The 16245-nt window shown below is 69.2% G+C and carries 14 protein-coding genes; 12 read left to right on the forward strand and 2 right to left on the reverse strand.

Features of this window, described 5'->3' with window-relative positions; all coding sequences use genetic code 11:
* Positions 1 to 4 precede the first annotated feature (4 nt).
* The 11 genes from ACFWE2_RS06040 to ACFWE2_RS06090 all read left to right on the forward strand — a co-directional run bounded on the left by ACFWE2_RS06040 (position 5) and on the right by ACFWE2_RS06090 (position 12171).
* The gene (locus tag ACFWE2_RS06040; protein WP_377223306.1) at positions 5 to 913 is read left to right on the forward strand and encodes a hypothetical protein; all 909 of its coding nucleotides are present in this window, start codon (positions 5 to 7) and stop codon (positions 911 to 913) included.
* Positions 910 to 2526, forward strand: a complete 1617-nt coding sequence (locus ACFWE2_RS06045) for a CpaF family protein (RefSeq protein WP_377223307.1) — start codon at positions 910 to 912, stop codon at positions 2524 to 2526. Before ACFWE2_RS06040 ends, ACFWE2_RS06045 begins: the two co-directional genes overlap by 4 nt.
* A complete protein-coding gene (locus tag ACFWE2_RS06050; RefSeq protein ID WP_377223308.1) occupies positions 2523 to 3401 on the forward strand; it encodes a type II secretion system F family protein in 879 nt (292 codons plus the stop codon). The genes ACFWE2_RS06045 and ACFWE2_RS06050 overlap by 4 nt, the downstream gene beginning before the upstream one ends.
* Positions 3402 to 3429: 28 nt before the next feature.
* The gene (locus ACFWE2_RS06055; protein WP_377223309.1) at positions 3430 to 4323 is read left to right on the forward strand and encodes a hypothetical protein; all 894 of its coding nucleotides are present in this window, start codon (positions 3430 to 3432) and stop codon (positions 4321 to 4323) included.
* Between the two features lie 86 nt (positions 4324 to 4409).
* Entirely contained in the window at positions 4410 to 4709 is a 300-nt protein-coding gene (locus ACFWE2_RS06060) for a hypothetical protein (protein WP_377223310.1), read from the forward strand.
* Positions 4710 to 4712: 3 nt separating this feature from the next.
* The gene (locus ACFWE2_RS06065; protein WP_377223311.1) at positions 4713 to 5093 is read left to right on the forward strand and encodes a TadE/TadG family type IV pilus assembly protein; all 381 of its coding nucleotides are present in this window, start codon (positions 4713 to 4715) and stop codon (positions 5091 to 5093) included.
* Positions 5090 to 5518 carry a TadE/TadG family type IV pilus assembly protein gene (locus ACFWE2_RS06070; protein ID WP_377223312.1) on the forward strand — a complete coding sequence of 143 codons (429 nt, stop codon included), beginning with the start codon at positions 5090 to 5092 and terminating at the stop codon, positions 5516 to 5518. The genes ACFWE2_RS06065 and ACFWE2_RS06070 overlap by 4 nt, the downstream gene beginning before the upstream one ends.
* A complete protein-coding gene (locus ACFWE2_RS06075; RefSeq protein WP_377223313.1) occupies positions 5515 to 5964 on the forward strand; it encodes a pilus assembly protein TadG-related protein in 450 nt (149 codons plus the stop codon). The genes ACFWE2_RS06070 and ACFWE2_RS06075 overlap by 4 nt, the downstream gene beginning before the upstream one ends.
* Positions 5964 to 10550 carry a LysM peptidoglycan-binding domain-containing protein gene (locus ACFWE2_RS06080; RefSeq protein ID WP_377223314.1) on the forward strand — a complete coding sequence of 1529 codons (4587 nt, stop codon included), beginning with the start codon at positions 5964 to 5966 and terminating at the stop codon, positions 10548 to 10550. The genes ACFWE2_RS06075 and ACFWE2_RS06080 overlap by 1 nt, the downstream gene beginning before the upstream one ends.
* Positions 10551 to 10720: 170 nt before the next feature.
* Positions 10721 to 11293, forward strand: coding sequence for a DUF6318 family protein (locus ACFWE2_RS06085; protein WP_377223327.1), 573 nt, complete (start codon positions 10721 to 10723; stop codon positions 11291 to 11293).
* Positions 11290 to 12171 carry a hypothetical protein gene (locus ACFWE2_RS06090; protein ID WP_377223315.1) on the forward strand — a complete coding sequence of 294 codons (882 nt, stop codon included), beginning with the start codon at positions 11290 to 11292 and terminating at the stop codon, positions 12169 to 12171. The genes ACFWE2_RS06085 and ACFWE2_RS06090 overlap by 4 nt, the downstream gene beginning before the upstream one ends.
* Before the next feature lie 41 nt (positions 12172 to 12212).
* Here ACFWE2_RS06090 and ACFWE2_RS06095 read toward each other — a convergent pair whose 3' ends face one another.
* A complete protein-coding gene (locus tag ACFWE2_RS06095; protein ID WP_377223316.1) occupies positions 12213 to 12740 on the reverse strand; it encodes a PDDEXK nuclease domain-containing protein in 528 nt (175 codons plus the stop codon).
* A 309-nt stretch (positions 12741 to 13049) separates the two neighbouring features.
* Here ACFWE2_RS06095 and ACFWE2_RS06100 point away from each other — a divergent pair, with 309 nt between their 5' ends.
* Positions 13050 to 13721 (forward strand): hypothetical protein, encoded by a 672-nt coding sequence (locus ACFWE2_RS06100; protein WP_377223317.1) that lies wholly within the window; start codon positions 13050 to 13052, stop codon positions 13719 to 13721.
* Positions 13722 to 15468: 1747 nt separating this feature from the next.
* On the opposite strand, the gene ACFWE2_RS06105 is transcribed toward ACFWE2_RS06100, so the two are convergent.
* Entirely contained in the window at positions 15469 to 16224 is a 756-nt protein-coding gene (locus ACFWE2_RS06105) for a response regulator (RefSeq protein WP_377223318.1), read from the reverse strand.
* Positions 16225 to 16245 lie beyond the last annotated feature (21 nt).

Here is a 16245-nt window from a genome sequence, read left to right on the forward strand (position 1 = left end):
TCGCGTGGCCCTCATCGCCCTCGCCAACGCGAAGGGCTCGCCGGGAACCACTACGGCCGCCCTCGTGCTGGCGCTCCAGTGGCCCCGGCCGGTGCTCCTCGTGGAGGCCGACCTGGCCGGGTCCTCGATCCTCGCCGGATACTTCCGTGGCCAGCTCCCGCACGACCGCGGCCTGCAACCGCTCGCGATCGCGCACTCCCACGGCGACCTCGAAGCCTCCTTCTGGGGGCAGACGATTCCTCTCGTTCGAAACGATCCGGACCGGAAGCTGCTGCCCGGCATCGTCAGCCCGCACACCGCCCCCGCCGTCGCGAACCTCTGGGGGCCGCTCGCCAACCAGCTGGTCGCCCTGGAACGCGGCGGCATCGACGTCCTCGTCGACCTGGGACGGCTCGGCACCGGCGGCATCGTGCGGGAGGACCGCGAACCGCTCGTCCGGCTCGCTGACCAGGTACTGATCACCACCGGTTCACGCCTGCCCGACATCGCGGTGACGCGTGAGCTGGTCAAGTCCCGCACCTCGGTGGTGGACGCCGCCGCGCGGGAGCTCACCAACCTCACCGCACTGACCGTCGGGCCCGGCCGGCCGTACGACGCAAGCGAGATCGCGCGCACGCTGGGCCTCGGAACGGTGGGCTCGATCGCGTGGGACCCGGTGAACGCCAACGTGCTGTCGGTGGGGTCGCCCGCTGGACGCCGGTACCCGACCTCTCCGCTCGTCCGGTCGGCAGGGCCCGTGATCTCACGTATCCAGGAGCGCATCGAGAAGCGGCGTGCGAGATTCGCCACCGGTCCGCGCGACGGCGGCGGCAGCGGGTCCGGCCCGCGCCGCCCACCTGCCCACGCCGACGGCGACCCGCAGACCGTGCAGGCAGGCGCGCCCTGGCGTGGCGACAGCGGAGGACACGCATGACCGCCCCGGAGTTTCCCGACCTCTCCTCGCTGCCGATCTTCCACGAGGAGAAGCGCGAGGCGGACCGAAAGGCCTCCGGGCTGCCCCAGCGGACCCGCACCGGCGAGGACGGCCCCGGGCAGGCCCCGCCGCTGTACCGGACCCCGCCCGCGGAACCGGTGGGCGGCGCGCGCGGCACAGGTTCCGGAGCCGCCAGCACGTCCGGCGGCGGTGCCTCGCCCTGGGTCGGGGCGGTCGCCCGTGCCGGCCGGGAGTACCACGGCCAGCCAGGCAACCCGCGGCTGCGCGACTCCGAGTTCTGGCGTCAGGTCAACAGCCTGCGTGGCGAGGTCTCCTCGCGGCTCACGACGGCACTCGCGTCGCGGGAGCTCGACGAGGAGCAGCGCGAGGCGCTGGGCCAGGAGCTGATCCAGCAGGTGGTGCGCGACCACAACGACGCCCTGCTCTCCGGCGGCCAGCGCAACTGGACGCCGGAGTACCAGGTAGAGGTCACGCGGGCGCTCTTCGACGCCCTGTTCCGGCTGGGCCGGCTGCAGCCGCTGATCGACACCCCGGACGTGGAGAACATAGAGATCACGGGCACCGCGCCCGTGCTCATGCTGATGGGCGACGGCCGCCGCGCGTACGCGGAGCCCATCGCGGACTCCGACGCCGAGCTCATCGACTTCCTGCAGTTCCTCGCGGCGCGCGACCCCGCGAACGAGCGGTCGTTCACGCGCGCCAACCCGTTCCTCAACCTGGACCTGCCCGGCCGCGTGCGCCTCGCCGCGGTCGGCTGGGTCGTGCCATGGCCGCGCGTCACCATCCGACTGCAGCGACTGCAGTCGGTGGACCTGGAGCTGCTGCGCCGGAACAGCACCATCGACACGGTGCTCGCCGAGTTCCTGACGGCGGCGGTCCGGGCGCGCAAGTCGATAGTCGTCTCCGGGCAGGGCCAGGGATCTGGCAAGACGACCCTGCTCCGAGCGCTCTGCGCCGGCCTGGACCCCTGGGAGTCCATCGCCACCATCGAGACGGACTACGAGCTCTACCTGCACCTCGAGCCCGAGAAGCACAAGCGTGTGGTAGCCCTGCGCACGCGCGAGGGCTCCGGCGAGATGAACACCTCGGGCCGCCGCGTGGGCGAGATCAACACGAACGTCAACGTGTACGAGTCCCTGCGACACAACATCTCGCGCATCATCGTGGGCGAGGTGCGCGGGCCCGAGATCGTGTCCATGTTCCAGGCGATGCAGATGGGTAACGGCTCGCTGTCGACGGTGCACGCCGACGGCGCGCGCGACGTCGTCGAACGCCTGGTCGGCATGGCCGTGCAGGACTCGACGCTCTCCGAGACGTACGCGTACCGGCAGGTGGCGCAGTCGGTCGACCTCATCGTCTTCCTCCGGGTCGACGTCGGGGGCGACGGCCTCCGCCGTCGGTACGTCTCGGAGGTGATCGAGGTGACGCGCGGCGAGGCAGGCAACCCGGTGGCAATTACCGACGTCTTCGAGCCGGGCCCGAACGGCCGTGCGGTGCCGAAGACGACCCCGTCGTTCCTCGCCGACCTGGAGGCTGAAGGCTTCGACGCGGGCCTGCTGAACTACCGGGACGGGCTCTGGGGGAACCCATGACCACGCTCATCGCGGTGCTGGTCGGCCTGGCGCTGGGCCTCGGGCTGTGGTTCGTGGTCGTCGGCGCACAGAAGCACGAGGCGACGCCGAAGCCCGTCCGGACCACGCCGCCGTTCCACGGGCTGCTCCGGCTGTTCGGCCTGACCAAGGGCGGCCCGCTCTACGCACAGCGCCGGCTGCTCGGCATCGGCGCGGTGGTGGGCCTCGTGATCGGGATCGTGACCGGATGGTGGTCCCTCATCCTCATCGTGCCGGCGCTGATCGTCGGCCTGCCCGCACTGTTCCGCACGACCACGCAGTCCAGCGAGGTCGAGAAGCTGACCGACCTGACCGCCTGGGTGCGCTCGCTGATCGGCGTGCTGTCCGGCGGAGCCGTCGGGTTGGAGCAGGGAATCGCGGCAACCCTGCACAGCGCGGCGCCGTCCGTGCGTCCCTCGCTCGCCCGCCTCGTGGCGCGGCTCGAGGCGCGCCAGCCCATCAAGCCCGCCCTGTACCGGTGGGCGGACGAGATGGACGACTACTCGGCGGACATGATCGCCTCGGCGATGATCCTGGAGTCGGACAACCGCACGGGTGCCGTCGCGCCGGCACTCCGGCAGCTCGCCGAGTCCCTGTCGGCGCAGGCCAAGGCGCGGCGCGAGATCGAGACCGAGCGCTCGACCGGGCGCGCGACGGTGCGCTGGGTGACGATCGTGACCCTCGTCGTGCTGGTCGGCACAGCGATGACCGGGTACCTCAGCGGGTACGACTCCCCGCTGGGCCAGGTCGTGGCGGTGATCCTGTTCTCCGCGTACGTGGTCTGCCTGCTGTGGATGCGCAGGATCAGCCTGGGGCAACCGATCCCGCGGTTCCTGCCCGACGAGCGGGAGGCCTGACATGTGGCCCTGGGCAGTAGGAAGCGGTGTGATCGCCGGGCTCGGCCTGTTCCTCGTCGTGCGCGAGCTGTTGCCGTCGACGCCGCGGCTCCAGTCCGCGCTGGACCGCCTGAGCGGTGACGACAAGGTAGAGCCCATCACGGTCTCGGACGGCGGTGAGCTGACCGCCACCCAGCGGTACACCCAGACGTTCGGGGCATGGGCGCAGCGCAGGCTGCCCGTCTCGGTGCTCGGCCGTTGGGGCCCCACCCGCTCGGACCTCGACCTCATCGGCAAGACCGCAACGGACCACTACGGCGAGAAGGCGCTCGGCACCGTCATCGTGCTGGTCGCGGTGCCGTTCCTCGGACTGTGCGTGGGCATGCTGAACCTGGGCATGCCGGTCTCGGTGCCGCTCGGGGTGACGCTCGTCCTCGCCCTCGGCGCCTGGTTCCTGCCCGACCTCGACGCCCGGAGCAAGGCGAAACGCGCCCGCCAGGAGTTCTCCCGCGCCGTGTCGACCTACCTCGAGCTGCTCGCGATCGAGCGCATCTCCGGTGCCGGCGCCACGCAGGCCACGTTCGCCGCGGCGCAGGTGGCCGGCTCCTGGCCGTTCCGGCGGATCGCCGCCGCGCTGGAACGGAGCCGCTGGGAGGGGCAGGCACCGTGGGTGGCGCTGCGCGAGCTCGGCGAGGAGGTCGAGGTGGACGCGCTCGGCGAGGTCGCCTCCATCGTGGAGCTCGCGGGCACGCAGGGTTCGGCCATCCATGACCAGCTCCAGTCGAAGGCGGCGGCGATGCGCGACGCGCAGCTCGACATCGAGCAGCAGCTTGCTCACGACGCCACCGTCCGCATGACCGTGCCGGGGACTATGACAGTCTTTGTGTACTTTTTGATGCTCATATTTCCCATCGGGGTCACAATGTTTCAGACTGCGCCCTGAACCGGCTCGTCCCCTGGTGGCACCTCGGTGTCACACGAGCCGCTTCTTACCCATTTGTTGAAGTCGACAGCACCCCAGGAGTCACCATGAACCAGTACCTGAGCCAGGGCCGGTCGGCGGCGTCGCACGCCGCGGCACGGGCGTCCTTGCATGCGGCAGCGGCGCGTGGTCGCGTCGACGCCCTCAACACCCGCTTCGCCGAGCGTTCGGCGGAGCTCCGCCGTCGGCTGGCCGCGGGACGCGACGGTGAGCCCGACGAGGCCGGCCTGGAGTCGATCGAGGTCGTGGTGCTGTCCGTGATCGGCCTCGGCATCGCCATCGCGCTCGGTGCTGCGATCCAGGGTCTGGTCAGGACCTGGATGGGGCGGCTCGAGGGCGGCGGGTAGAACATGGACGAACGCGGTGCCGCCTCGATCCAGACCGTCGTGACGTACCCGATGGTCCTGATGCTCATCTTCGCGATGGTGCAGGGCATGCTCTACTTCCACGCGCAGAACACCGCCCAGTCGGTTGCCAACGGGGCCGTCCAGGCCGCTCGCGTCGAGGGTGGCAGCGTCGACTCGGGATACGCGGAGGCTGCCGCACGCCTCGTTCGTGGCCGCGACGCGTTCGCGAGGGTCGATGTGCTGGTGACACGTGGGGAGGAGATGGCCACCGCGACCGTGACGGGGCTGGCCCCGTCGATAGTGCCGGGGTTCCTCGGGTTCGAGATCGAGCAGTCCGCCACCGGTCCGGTCGAGCGGTTCACCTCCGGAGCGGTGGGGCCATGAGTCCTGGGCATTCCGAGCGCGGCAACGTCGCGATCAACACCGCCGTCGTCGTCCCGATGCTGCTGCTCATCGGGCTGCTGCTCGTGATGGCGGGGCGGCTGGTGCTGGCGGAGGGCGTGGTTCAGTCCGCGGCGAACGAGGCCGCACGGGCCGCGTCGATCAGCCGGACGGCGGTCGTCGCCGGCGCCCAGGCGACATCGACCGCGACGTCGACCCTGGTGAACTCCGGGGTGAGCTGCGCGTCGACGTCGGTCGTGCCGGCGACCGACGCGTTCGACCTGCCGCTCGGGACCGTCGGGACCATCACCGTGCGCGTGGAGTGCGTGGTGCCGCTGAGCGATCTCGGGCTGCCGGGAGCGCCTGGATCACGGACCATCAGTGCTACCGGGACATCGGTGCTGGACGCCTACCGGGGGCGGTCATGACCAAGGGGGTCGGGCGGATGTGGGGACGTCGCTTGCGGACCGAGCGGGGCGAGGTGAACATCCTCGCGGCCGGCATGGTGCCCGCGCTCATCATCGCGATCGGCCTGGTGGTGGACGGCGGCGGCCGGTTGCAGGCCGAGGACGAGGCCGAGTACGCCGCAGACCAGGCGGCACGAGCCGCCGCCCAGCAGATCCGGATCGACCGCGCCCAGATGGGGCTGCCCCCTGAGATCGATCCCGTGCGCGCGACACAGGCAGCCGCCGACACCCTTGCGGCGCTGGGCGTGCAGGGCGGTGTGACCGCCGTCAACGGTGCGACCGTCAGCGTCGGTACCCAGCTCACCTACGAGACCACGTTCCTCAGGTTGATCGGAATCAGCTCGCTCGGCGTCACGGCCGATGCCGAGGCGCGAGCAGTCCGCGGGATAGGACAGGAGGAACCCTGATGAGCACCTCGACAGTCCAGGGTCGTGCGGTGACGGGCGGGCCCGGCGGACCGCGGCCGGGCACGGGCGCACGCGTGGTCAGAGGGCTGGGCGCGGCGTTGCTGCTGTTCGCGCTCGTCGTCGGGATCCCGGTCGGCCTGTGGATGTTCGGCGGGCCGGTGTGGACCGGACCGGTCAGCGTCAACCGGATCATCACTGTGCTGTCCAGTCCCGACGTGACCGGCTCCGTGCTGCTCGGGCTCGTCAAGCTCGTGGGCTGGATCGCGTGGTTCACGTTCGCCCTCGCGGTGGTCGTCGAGGTCGTCGCGGCGTTGCGCGGACGGCGTTCGCCGCACGTGCGCGGGCTCGGGACGCAGCAGCGTGCCGCGGCAGCGCTGGTCGGCGCGGTGATCACGATGCTCGTCGCGGCTCCCGCCGTCACACCGGCCATGGCGGCGACGACGCCGCTCGAGACGGGAGCGACCGGGACAGCGGTGTCCGCGCCGGTCTCGCCCGGTGCCGTGACCGAGGTCGCTGCCGGCACCGCCGAGAAGGCCGATGAGCGTGTCCGGGCCGACGAGGCGCCGGCGGCCACCTATACGGTGCAGCCCGGTGACTCGCTGTGGCGGATCGCCGAGCTGACCCTCGGTGACGGCGCGCTGTTCAAGCAGATCGCCGACCTCAACTACGGCGTCCGTCAGGCTGACGGCAATGCGCTCGACGCCGGGAACTGGATCGAGCCGGGGTGGGTGCTGAAGCTTCCGGCCGTCGACGTAGGGGTCGCCGCGACCTCGGTCGGCCAGCCCGGTGACGGCGACGACGCGGGTGGCGACGAGCCGGTCGGCATCGCGCCGTCGAAGAGCACCGCCGGCGACACCGCCGAACCGGTCGGGTCGAACGACCCGGAGGGCACCGTCGATGTGCGCAACCGTGGCGCCGAGGCCGTGGAGGTCGTCGTCGAGCCGGGCGACACGCTTTGGGGCATCGCCGAGGAGGAGCTCGGCGACGGGACCAAGTACCCGGAGGTCTTCGAGGCCTCGCGGGACACCGAGCAGCCGGGAGGGCTCAGGCTCACGGACCCCGATCTCATCTATCCCGGCTGGACCGTCACCGTCCCGGGTGCGGAGGAGTCCACGAGGGACACCGGCACCGAGGACGAGCGGGCAGACGACGCGGCAGAGCCTTCGCCGGGTGCCGACGAGCAGGGGGACGAGCCGGCCGACGAGGCCGAGCAGCCGGCCGATCAGGGCGCCGACGCAGGGGCGGGCGAGGGGGCCGTCGAGCCGAGCGAGTCCGCCGGCCCCGCGGTGTCGGCACCGGAGGATGCCGGAGCCGATGAGGCGAGCAACGATGGACCGGGTGTGGAGTCCGCGGCCGGGGCTGCCGCGCGCGCACAGAAGTCGGCGCCGCCCCCACCGGTGCAGCCCGAGCCGGAGCAGGCCGCACCGGATACCGAGGTGACGCCCGAGGGCGCGGTGGAGGTCGAGCCGGAGGACATCCAGGAGCCGGGTGGCGCGGGGAACGACGTCGTGGAGCCGGGCGGAGAACAGCCCGCGGACGAGCAGCCTGCCGGCGAGGCACCGGCGGCAACGGAGCCGAACCGCGCCGGCCAGAACGCGGGACCCAAGCAACAACCCACCGCGGACAAGGACGGCGCGGGACAGGGTGACGACCAGAGCGGTTCGGAAGGTTCGGGCACGCCCGGCCCCGCGGACGCGGGAACCGGCGCCGCCGGACTCGGCGGGCCCGGAACCAGGGAGCCCGCTCCGGAGGAGACCGCGGAGGGAAACCTCGTCCCGCAGGCTCCGCCCGCGGGCGAGGACGAGACCGGGCCGCAGTTCGACGAGGTGACACCCGAGGACCTCCGGAACGACGACCTTCTCGAGCCGGACGGGTCGGCGCCGCAGGACCGCACGCCGGGTGACACGACGCTCGGCGAAGGCCTGATCGCCGACGAGCTCATGCCGTTCGAGGAGCCCTCCGTGGCGGAGACGGCTTCCGGCGACGCCGCCAGGGGCAGCGATCGGACGTCGGACGACGAGCGGCCACCCGAGACCGGCGCCGAGGGCACGGCCGAGGAAGCCGCCCCCGTACCGGACTCCAACGTGAGCGAGGCGTACGTCGGCGACGCCGTCACCGAGGAGGTGCTGCCCGACGAGCTCGCCGGCGACGAACCCGTCGCCGGGGACTACGCACCCGAGGTCGCCGTGGAGACGTCGCCGCCGGTGTCAGCCTCGGAGGCCGTCGACGTGGCCGGTGCCACCACCGCGCGGCCCACGGCGTCGGTGGAAGCAGCAGCCACGGTCACCGCCGACGGCACGGCGCTGCTCGACTCAGCGTCCGACGCCATGTCCGATGTCGTCGACGACATCGACGAATCCGTGGACATCCGCACGGTGGCCGGCGTCGGTGGGCTGCTCGCCGCCGGGCTCATCGCGCTCGTCGCCGTGAAGCGCCGCCGCGTGCACAAGGGCCGTGCGCCCGGCGAGACTGTCGTCGTACCCGGGCCCGACACTCCGGCAGGCGCGCTCGAACGCGACCTCCGCACGGTCGAGGACCCGTTCGGGCGCAGCCAGGTCGACAGCGCGCTACGCAGCCTCGCGCGGTGGCACCGCGAACGCGGCCTCCCGCTACCAGGCGTACGCGTCGCACGGCTGAAGAGCGGCGAGTTCGTCGAGCTCCACCTCGATCGCGCCGCCGACCTGCCCGAGCCCTGGGCCGGCACCACCGACCGCTTCGTCTGGCAGCTCTCGGCGGGCGACGCCGATGCGGCGGCGCGGGTCGACGCGCGGGAACCGGAGGCCTCGGCCACCGGCATCGACGCCGGCGAGGCGCCCTACCCGGCCCTCGTCACCGTCGGACACGACGACGAGGACACGCACCTCATGCTCGACCTCGAGCACCTCGCATGCCTCGACATCCGCGGCACCGACGCCGCCGCACAGGCGACGCTCGCGGCGCTCGCGGTCGAGCTGGCGACGAGTCTCTGGGCCGACGACCTGCAGGTCACGGTGGTCGGTACGCTCGGCGAGCTGCCGGGCGTCGTCGACACCGGCCGGGTCCGGCACGTGCCCAGCCTCGCGGGCATCATCCGCGAGCTGGAGGCCCGCGCGGCCGACGTCGACCGGACGCTAGCCCAGGTGGGCGCGGGTTCTGTCGCCGAAGCACGTGGTCGCGGACTGGCGACGGATGCCTGGACACCGGAGATCCTCCTCGTGGGGGAGCGGCTCGGCCTGGTCGAGCGCGCCAAGCTCGAGAGCCTGGTCGAACGAGTGCCCGGCGTAGGGATCGCGGCCGTGACGTCCAGCGCGGAGGTGGGCGACTGGGCGCTCGATCTCACGGGCGAGCTCACCAACGGCGATACCACCCGCGGCATCCTCATGCCCGCGTACATCGCGGTGCGTCCACAGCAGCTCGACGCCGCCACGTACGCACAAGCCCTGGCCTTGTTGGCCGACCCCGAGACAGCGCCCGGCCCCACCTGGAGCCGTTCGATCGACCGCACCGAACCGACGTTGGAGGAGATCCCGATGGATGTTGTCCGCGCCGGTGCCGCGGATTCCGACGTCGCTGTCGGTGAGGTGGCCGGGCACGTGCCGGCGCCAGGCTTCGGGACGGGCGGTGGGTCGGCGTCAGGACAGCCCGAGAGGTTCTCGCCGTGGGCGACTGCCGCGGTGAGCGTGGCGACGCCGCCGCTGGGCACGCCGGTCGTCTCGGATCCGCGGTCGCGGGTCGAGCTTGCCTCGCGGGTCGGGTCCGACTCGTTGGTCGAGTCTGGTCCGCTGGTCGAGCCTGTCGAGACCCAGGTTCTTCAGGCCCCGGTCGTGCGAGTGCTGGGCAGTGTCGAGCTCGCCGGGACGACGGGCGTCGAGCTGCCGTCCACCCATCAGCGGCAGGCGACGGAGCTGATCGCCTTCCTGGCGTTCAACCCGGGTTCGCGCGGGTCGGACATCTCGAAGGCGCTGTGGCCGTCGCGCGAGCCCAACCTTGCGACCCGTCGTTCAGCGGTCTCCCGGGCGCGGCGCTGGCTCGGCACGGACGCCAACGGCTTCGAGTACCTGCCGCGCTACTGGTCCGCCGACGACGGCGGCCAGGCCGACCTCGAGTCCGCCGGCTACCGGCTGCGCGGGGTGCGGACCGACTGGCACTCCTTCTGCGACCTGGTCGGTCCGGACCTTACGCAGACCCCGACGTCGGACCTCCTGGCTGCCCTTGACCTGGTGCGTGGACGGCCGTTCGAGGGTGTTGCGCTACGCAAGTACGTGTGGGCGGAGCAGCTGATGCACACGATCTCGTCCGGCGTCGTGGACGTGTCGCACGAGGTCGCGCGTCGGGCACTGCTCGCCGGCGACGTGGCGATGGCACGGCACGCGTCGCAGGTCGGGCGGCTCGCCGACCCTGTGGACGAACGGTCGTGGCGCAACGGGATCCGCGCGGAGATCGCCTCCGGACGGCGGGACGCGGTGGGCCGGCTCGTCGACCGCCTGCGCGACCACCTGGAGCAGCTCGCCATGGAGCCGGAGCCGGACACCGAGGAGCTGCTGGCACAGGTGGACGAGCAGGACCGCCGCTGGGAGGCGGACGCGGGCCGAAGCACCAGGGGCTAACCCGGCTGTCTGGTCGAGCCTGTGGAGACATGTCTCGACAGGCTCGACCTCGGTTATCCACAGCACCCACTTTCCGGATTCCGTCGCCCGGGCTAGCGTCATTCTTGGCCGTTGCGGATATGCAACGGTGGGGCGTGAGCGGCAGGGGGACGCGGATGGATGGCGCGGCGATGCGTAGTGCGGGGCTGGTCTTGGCGGCTGGGCTGGCCTTGTCTGCTTGCACAGGTGCGGCCCCGGATCCTGAGGTGAGCACCGGCCCGACCGGGGATCCGACGCCTGCGGCGTCTGCGAGCCCGTCTCCCTCTGTCCCTACCAAGCCGGAGCGCCCGAAGGCTATGGAGCGCGAGGACGCGGAGGGTGCTGCAGCTGCGGCGGAGTACTTCATCGAGCTCTACCCGTATGTGATGGCGACGGGGGATACCGAGGAGTTCGAGGCGATGTCGCACAGGGCTTGTGGGTTCTGCGAACAAGCGCTGGGAGATGCACATCGGATCCAGGACCGTGACCAGCGTTTCGTGGGCGGAACAACTGAGGTGAAGGTTCTCAGGCGATATCTTCGTGACGACTTGACGGGAATCTACCCGTTGGATGTCGAGGTGACCCAGGAAGCGTCCACGACGCTAGATCCAGCAGGTTCCGTAGTCGCTTCCGCCGAACCACAGACCTCAGCACACCGCGTTGAGGTTGGCAGGAAGGATGATCGCTGGGTTGTCGTTGCAATCGCACCGAGGCCAGAATCGTGAGTGTCACGACTGCGGTGAGCGTAGTAGTCGCCCTGGCCTTGTCCGCCTTCCAGCCCGAAGAGCAGCCGACCTTCAGCGGCACCTCGGAGTACGATCAAATTTCAGTCGAAGCGGTCGTCTCATCAGGTGATCTAAGCCTTCAAGTCGGCAAGGGTCGTAGCGGAGGATCGGCCCCGAATGTCCCGCTTGTACGTCAATGGCGCGTCACTCCCGCCATGTGCTTCCTCCGCGATCTCGGAGGTGCCACTGCGTTCGCCGAATCGTGCGATGAGGGCCACCAGCTCGCCTATGCCGGGATTGAGTGCGAGGACGGCGAGCAGGCGGTCGGTGCCTTGTTCGAGCAGCGACGGGAGGCGAACGGCTGGTCAGATGCCGCACTGGTCGAGGATGAGTCCTGTCTGGCCGAACGCCGCCAGCAGGTCGACATCCCGGCGGCCGCGGCGAAGGCGTTCCAGGAGATGCAGATCGCACCGTCCGAGGTGAACGTGCAACCACCGGACGGTTGGACTCTTGTCAACGTCGACACGATCGTCTTCACCGAGAGCCAACCCCGCACAATGAGCACCAGCGTGTTCGGCATACCCGTAGAAATCCGGGCGGTACCGAGCAACTATTCGTGGGACTTCGGCGACGGATCGGCCGCCTTGGTGACGAGTGACCCCGGCGCGCCCTACCCGGCGCATACGATCGCCCACGCCTACGCGAAGACGGGCGAGGTGGTCATCTCCCTGACCACCACGTGGCACGGACAGTTCCGATTGGCCGGCGAACCGACTTGGTACGACGTGGCGGGAGAGGGTACGACCGTGTCGTCGTCGGGCAGCCTGGAGGTTCTCGAGGCAAGGGCGCGACTGGTGGAAGACCTGTACGGCGGCTGACGCCAGCGTCGCGCCAGAAGATGCTCGGCGTCGCCGAGCTCTCACGGCGTAGAGGGCGGGGATCCGGTCGTGTCGAGGCAGCGGTCGATGAGCGCGGTGAGCTCCACCGAGAGCGGGAGCTCGGCCTTTTGAGCGGCGGCAACGCCGTCGTAGAGCGTGATTGCGACGGGCCCAGGACGCTGGTCAGCCGCGGCATCGGTGCAGAGCAGAACACCAACCGTAGGGCCGTGAACGTCGGGCACGCGGACCAGGTCATCCACCAGGTGGAGCGTGTAACGGGCACGTGCGACCAGGGCTGGATCGAACCGGCCGGCCTGAACCTGGATAGCGATGTAGCGCATCTGGGTCACGTGGAAGAGCAGCAGGTCGACCGTGTAGTCCCGGTCGTCCTCCGTGAGGCTCATGTGGCGATCGACCAGGCACATGTGACGATCGGGGGTGGCCAGCAGGTCCTCAAGGTGATCCACCAAGATTCCGGTGAACGACCGCCGGATCGAGTCGACGAGCTCGCCTACGACGCCTTCGAACCCCTCAGGCCGGAAGTCCTCGGTGCGCTGGAAGAAGCTCATGAAACGCTCCCCGCGGTCTCTTCGTCGCGATCGGGGCGGTGTTTGGCATCGGGCCAGGTGAAATCGCTCATAGCCCAAGCCTGTAGAGGCACTACACCATCCGCCACCCGAGTTGCATATGTGCAACGAAACCATATGTGCTCGAGCGGAGACAGGGACGGTCCATGACGAGTTCCTGGGATGCCCATGCCCTACGTTGGCTGGATGTTGTGAATTATCACGGAAGCACCTTGCCGGGAAGACGGATATAGCGCACCCTTGCTACGGCCGTGTTCACTGAGTTCTGCCCGAAGTTGAGGGAGTCGCCGGATGGTCTCGTCCGCCATCACGCCTACGCGCACCATCGCCATCCTCATCGGAGTCGCAGTCGTTGCGGTAGCCGGGTTCGCGGTCGTGCGCTCGGGAGTGTTCGAGCCGGAGACAGTCCAGGGTGCGATCCCCGGTCCGGGTTCGTCATCGCCCTCGGTCTCCGCGTCGCTGAGCCCTTCGACCTCGCCGTCCCCGAAGCCGACTGTCGAACCCGAGCCGACGACACCGGCGCAGATCAAGGCGAAGAACATCGCAGACGCAAAGGCGCGGCTCGTTGAGTACTACGAGACGACGGCTGTCGTGGCGAACAATGGGTACGACGACTGGGAGAGCAAACTGCTGCCCTTTTGGGGGCGGCCGCAGATCTGGCAGCCATTGAGTAATCTATTTGAGGGATATCGTGTTGATGGCCGTTACACGACGGGTGCCGCCACAGTCGAGTCAATTGAATTGACCGAATACCGTGACGACCGATCGGGATTTGAGGACGTCGCTCTTGACGCTTGCGTCGACTTCTCGAAGGTAACGAACTTCGACTCGAATGGCGACGAGATTCGGCGGGCTGGCGGGGCGCCTGCCCGTTACGTGCTCGCATATGTTATGCGCCACCAAGGAGACGAGGGATCTTGGACGGTCCATGAGGAGATTCCAGAGACGGAGCGAGCATGCTGATTCGAGCGCATGCGAGAACCGGGAAAATCTGGCTTGCATTCCTATTGGGGGCGCTTTTGCTCCCGGCGACCGTTGCTGGCGCGCCTGCGATGGCGTCGGTGTGCGTCCCTGTGACCGGTCCGGATGGAGTAGTTATTCCATGTGAGACCGGCGGTGGCCCGGGGAATCCAGGTGGGCCGGGCAACGGAGACGGGTCCGGTGGTGGTGGCGAAGCACCGGCCACGTGTGAGTTCAGAGGCGAGGAGATCCCGTGCTCGGGCGACTACGGGAGCTGGAACGGCCGTTGCTATACGCGGGCGGCCTCGCCGCAACCCCCGAAGGATGCAAGTGTGTGGGAAGGCAATGATGACGGCGTAATCATTGAGTGTACTTCCTACGACTGTGTCTCCTCAGGGGATGTGGATTCTTGCCCGGGTCATTCCTTCTATTGGTCGGCCGACGCTCCGGCTCCTGTCGGCCCCACTGCTGAAGAACTCGCCCAAAGTGCTCTCGTGGCCCTGAACCTCAGGATGGGTCAGATCGGCTCCACTCCACCAGCAACCACGAGCAGACCAAATGCCGTCGGCGCCATCGGCCTCCCCATCTGGCTGTGGATTGCTAACCCCGCAAGGAACACGACCGGTCCGATTACGGGTGACCCGGAGCGCGGCTTAGGTGGACTCTTCGTCACTGCCACGGGCACGCTTGACCGCGTCGAGTGGACACTGACCTCAGCAGATGGAGCCACGATTGGTGCTATCACGTGCGACGGCGCCAACGCGCCGGGCACACCCTACGACGGCCGCAACAGTGCGGAGCCATCCCCAACTTGCGGATTCGGGCCCGATCTGAATGACAGCCCAGGAACCCTGACTCTAACTGGTACAGCTCACTGGGTCGTCGAGTGGCAGAGTAATGATGGACAGAGCGGCGTGATCCCCTTTACGCCACCGTCGAATAGCACCCAAATCCGGATCGGCGAGCTCCAGGCCCTCGTCCGTGACTGATCCGTCGAAATCCTTATCAACTAGCGACACTTCGCGCGCCGAGGGATGGCGCTTCGGACAGGGTGAGCCGACACAGTTGTCCGTGGAAGCGCATATATCGCTCAATCTCCAGCGCGCTCCCATACGGTCCGGCGCAGGCGATAATAGGTGGGACCGTGGCCTTAAGTGTCTTGTCCGTGAACCGCATGAGGACGGTGAACCCTGCGATGGTTTAGATCCATCAGAGGAGATGGTTCTCGATAGTGAGCGAATCCGCGTGGCTGAGGCAGCCTGTGCCTCCACCCAGCTTTCCCTCTTGGAGTAAGTTCTCTTACAGGGACTTGCACTGTCGCTTGAGGGCTCGCTGCGTGGTGCGAAAGGTACTTGCGAGATCGTTCTGGGGGTGTGTGTCCTCGAAAGTGCCGGAGGGTTGATTGGTGAGTACATTGCCCGGCTGGGCGCATTTTACGGGCAAGGACCGGGCGCTGGATGAGGACGGGTGGGCCGACCAGGTCAAAGGCTCGCTAGTCAGCTGCGCCGATGCTGTCTATTCGGTGCCGTCTCGATACCGATCGCAAGCGCGCTCCGGCTTATCGGGCAGCCGGTTCTGGTCGCGTGGGCGTTGGCCGCGACGCGGAAGTAAGGTCCCGGCAGCTCGACCCGCGGATGTGATGTCGACCACCGAGGTGGACTCCTCGGCTGAGTTCGGCCTGACCGGTGATGGCAGAGCCAGCCTCAGCGGCGGCCCCGTCGGCGGCACGCGTGCGATCGAATGCGCGCCCTCACACCTGGTCGAGCATCCCCAGCCCACTAGCGAACTCCATCAGCTCGAACGTCGAGCCCGTCACCATCGTTGCGCCGGCCGCCTTCGCTGTTACCGCGAACGGCCCGACGTTGCCATAGAGCACAAACGGCGTAACCGGGTCGGTCGCCCGGAAGTTCGTCAGCAGTCGTAGGCCGGCGTCCGGGACCTCGACACCCGCCTCCTGTCGGCCCATGTCCGAGATGATCAGGCCGTACGCATGGCTCTCGAGGAGCTGCAGCGCCTCGCTGGTCGAGCGCGCGATCTCGACGTGCGCGCCGTCGCGTCGCCAGGAGTCGGCGAGGACGGCGTTGTTCTCCGGGTGGTCGTCGACCCAGAGGATGGAGCGGAGTACGGGTCCGGTCGGCACCGAGATCCGGCGCTCCTGCTCCTCCGGCATCCAAGAGGTGTCGGGGCCTTCGGACTCCGCCCCGGGATCCGGCAAGACGTAACCCGGCGGGGTTCCCCATCCTGCCTGGGACGTCGCTCCTCCGGGGACACCGGCCGCGTGGTCCAGCCGCCGCTTCAGCGACGCCACCTCGCGCTGCAGGTCGGTGATCATGTCCGACTGCTGGTCGGTCGCCTGCTTGAAGTTGAGACGCTGCCCACCGATCTCGAGGGTGACATCGTCAGAACTGCGAAGTTTCAACAGGAGCTGCCGCCCGAAGACCAGCAGGACGACGATCACGAGCAGGGGCCACAGGAGGGCGGCGATAGCGCTGATCAGGTTGGCCACGAGGTAAAGGTACCGGTCAGA

It is taken from the genome of Promicromonospora sp. NPDC060271 (assembly GCF_042726755.1).
Classification (GTDB): Bacteria; Actinomycetota; Actinomycetes; order Actinomycetales; family Cellulomonadaceae; genus Promicromonospora.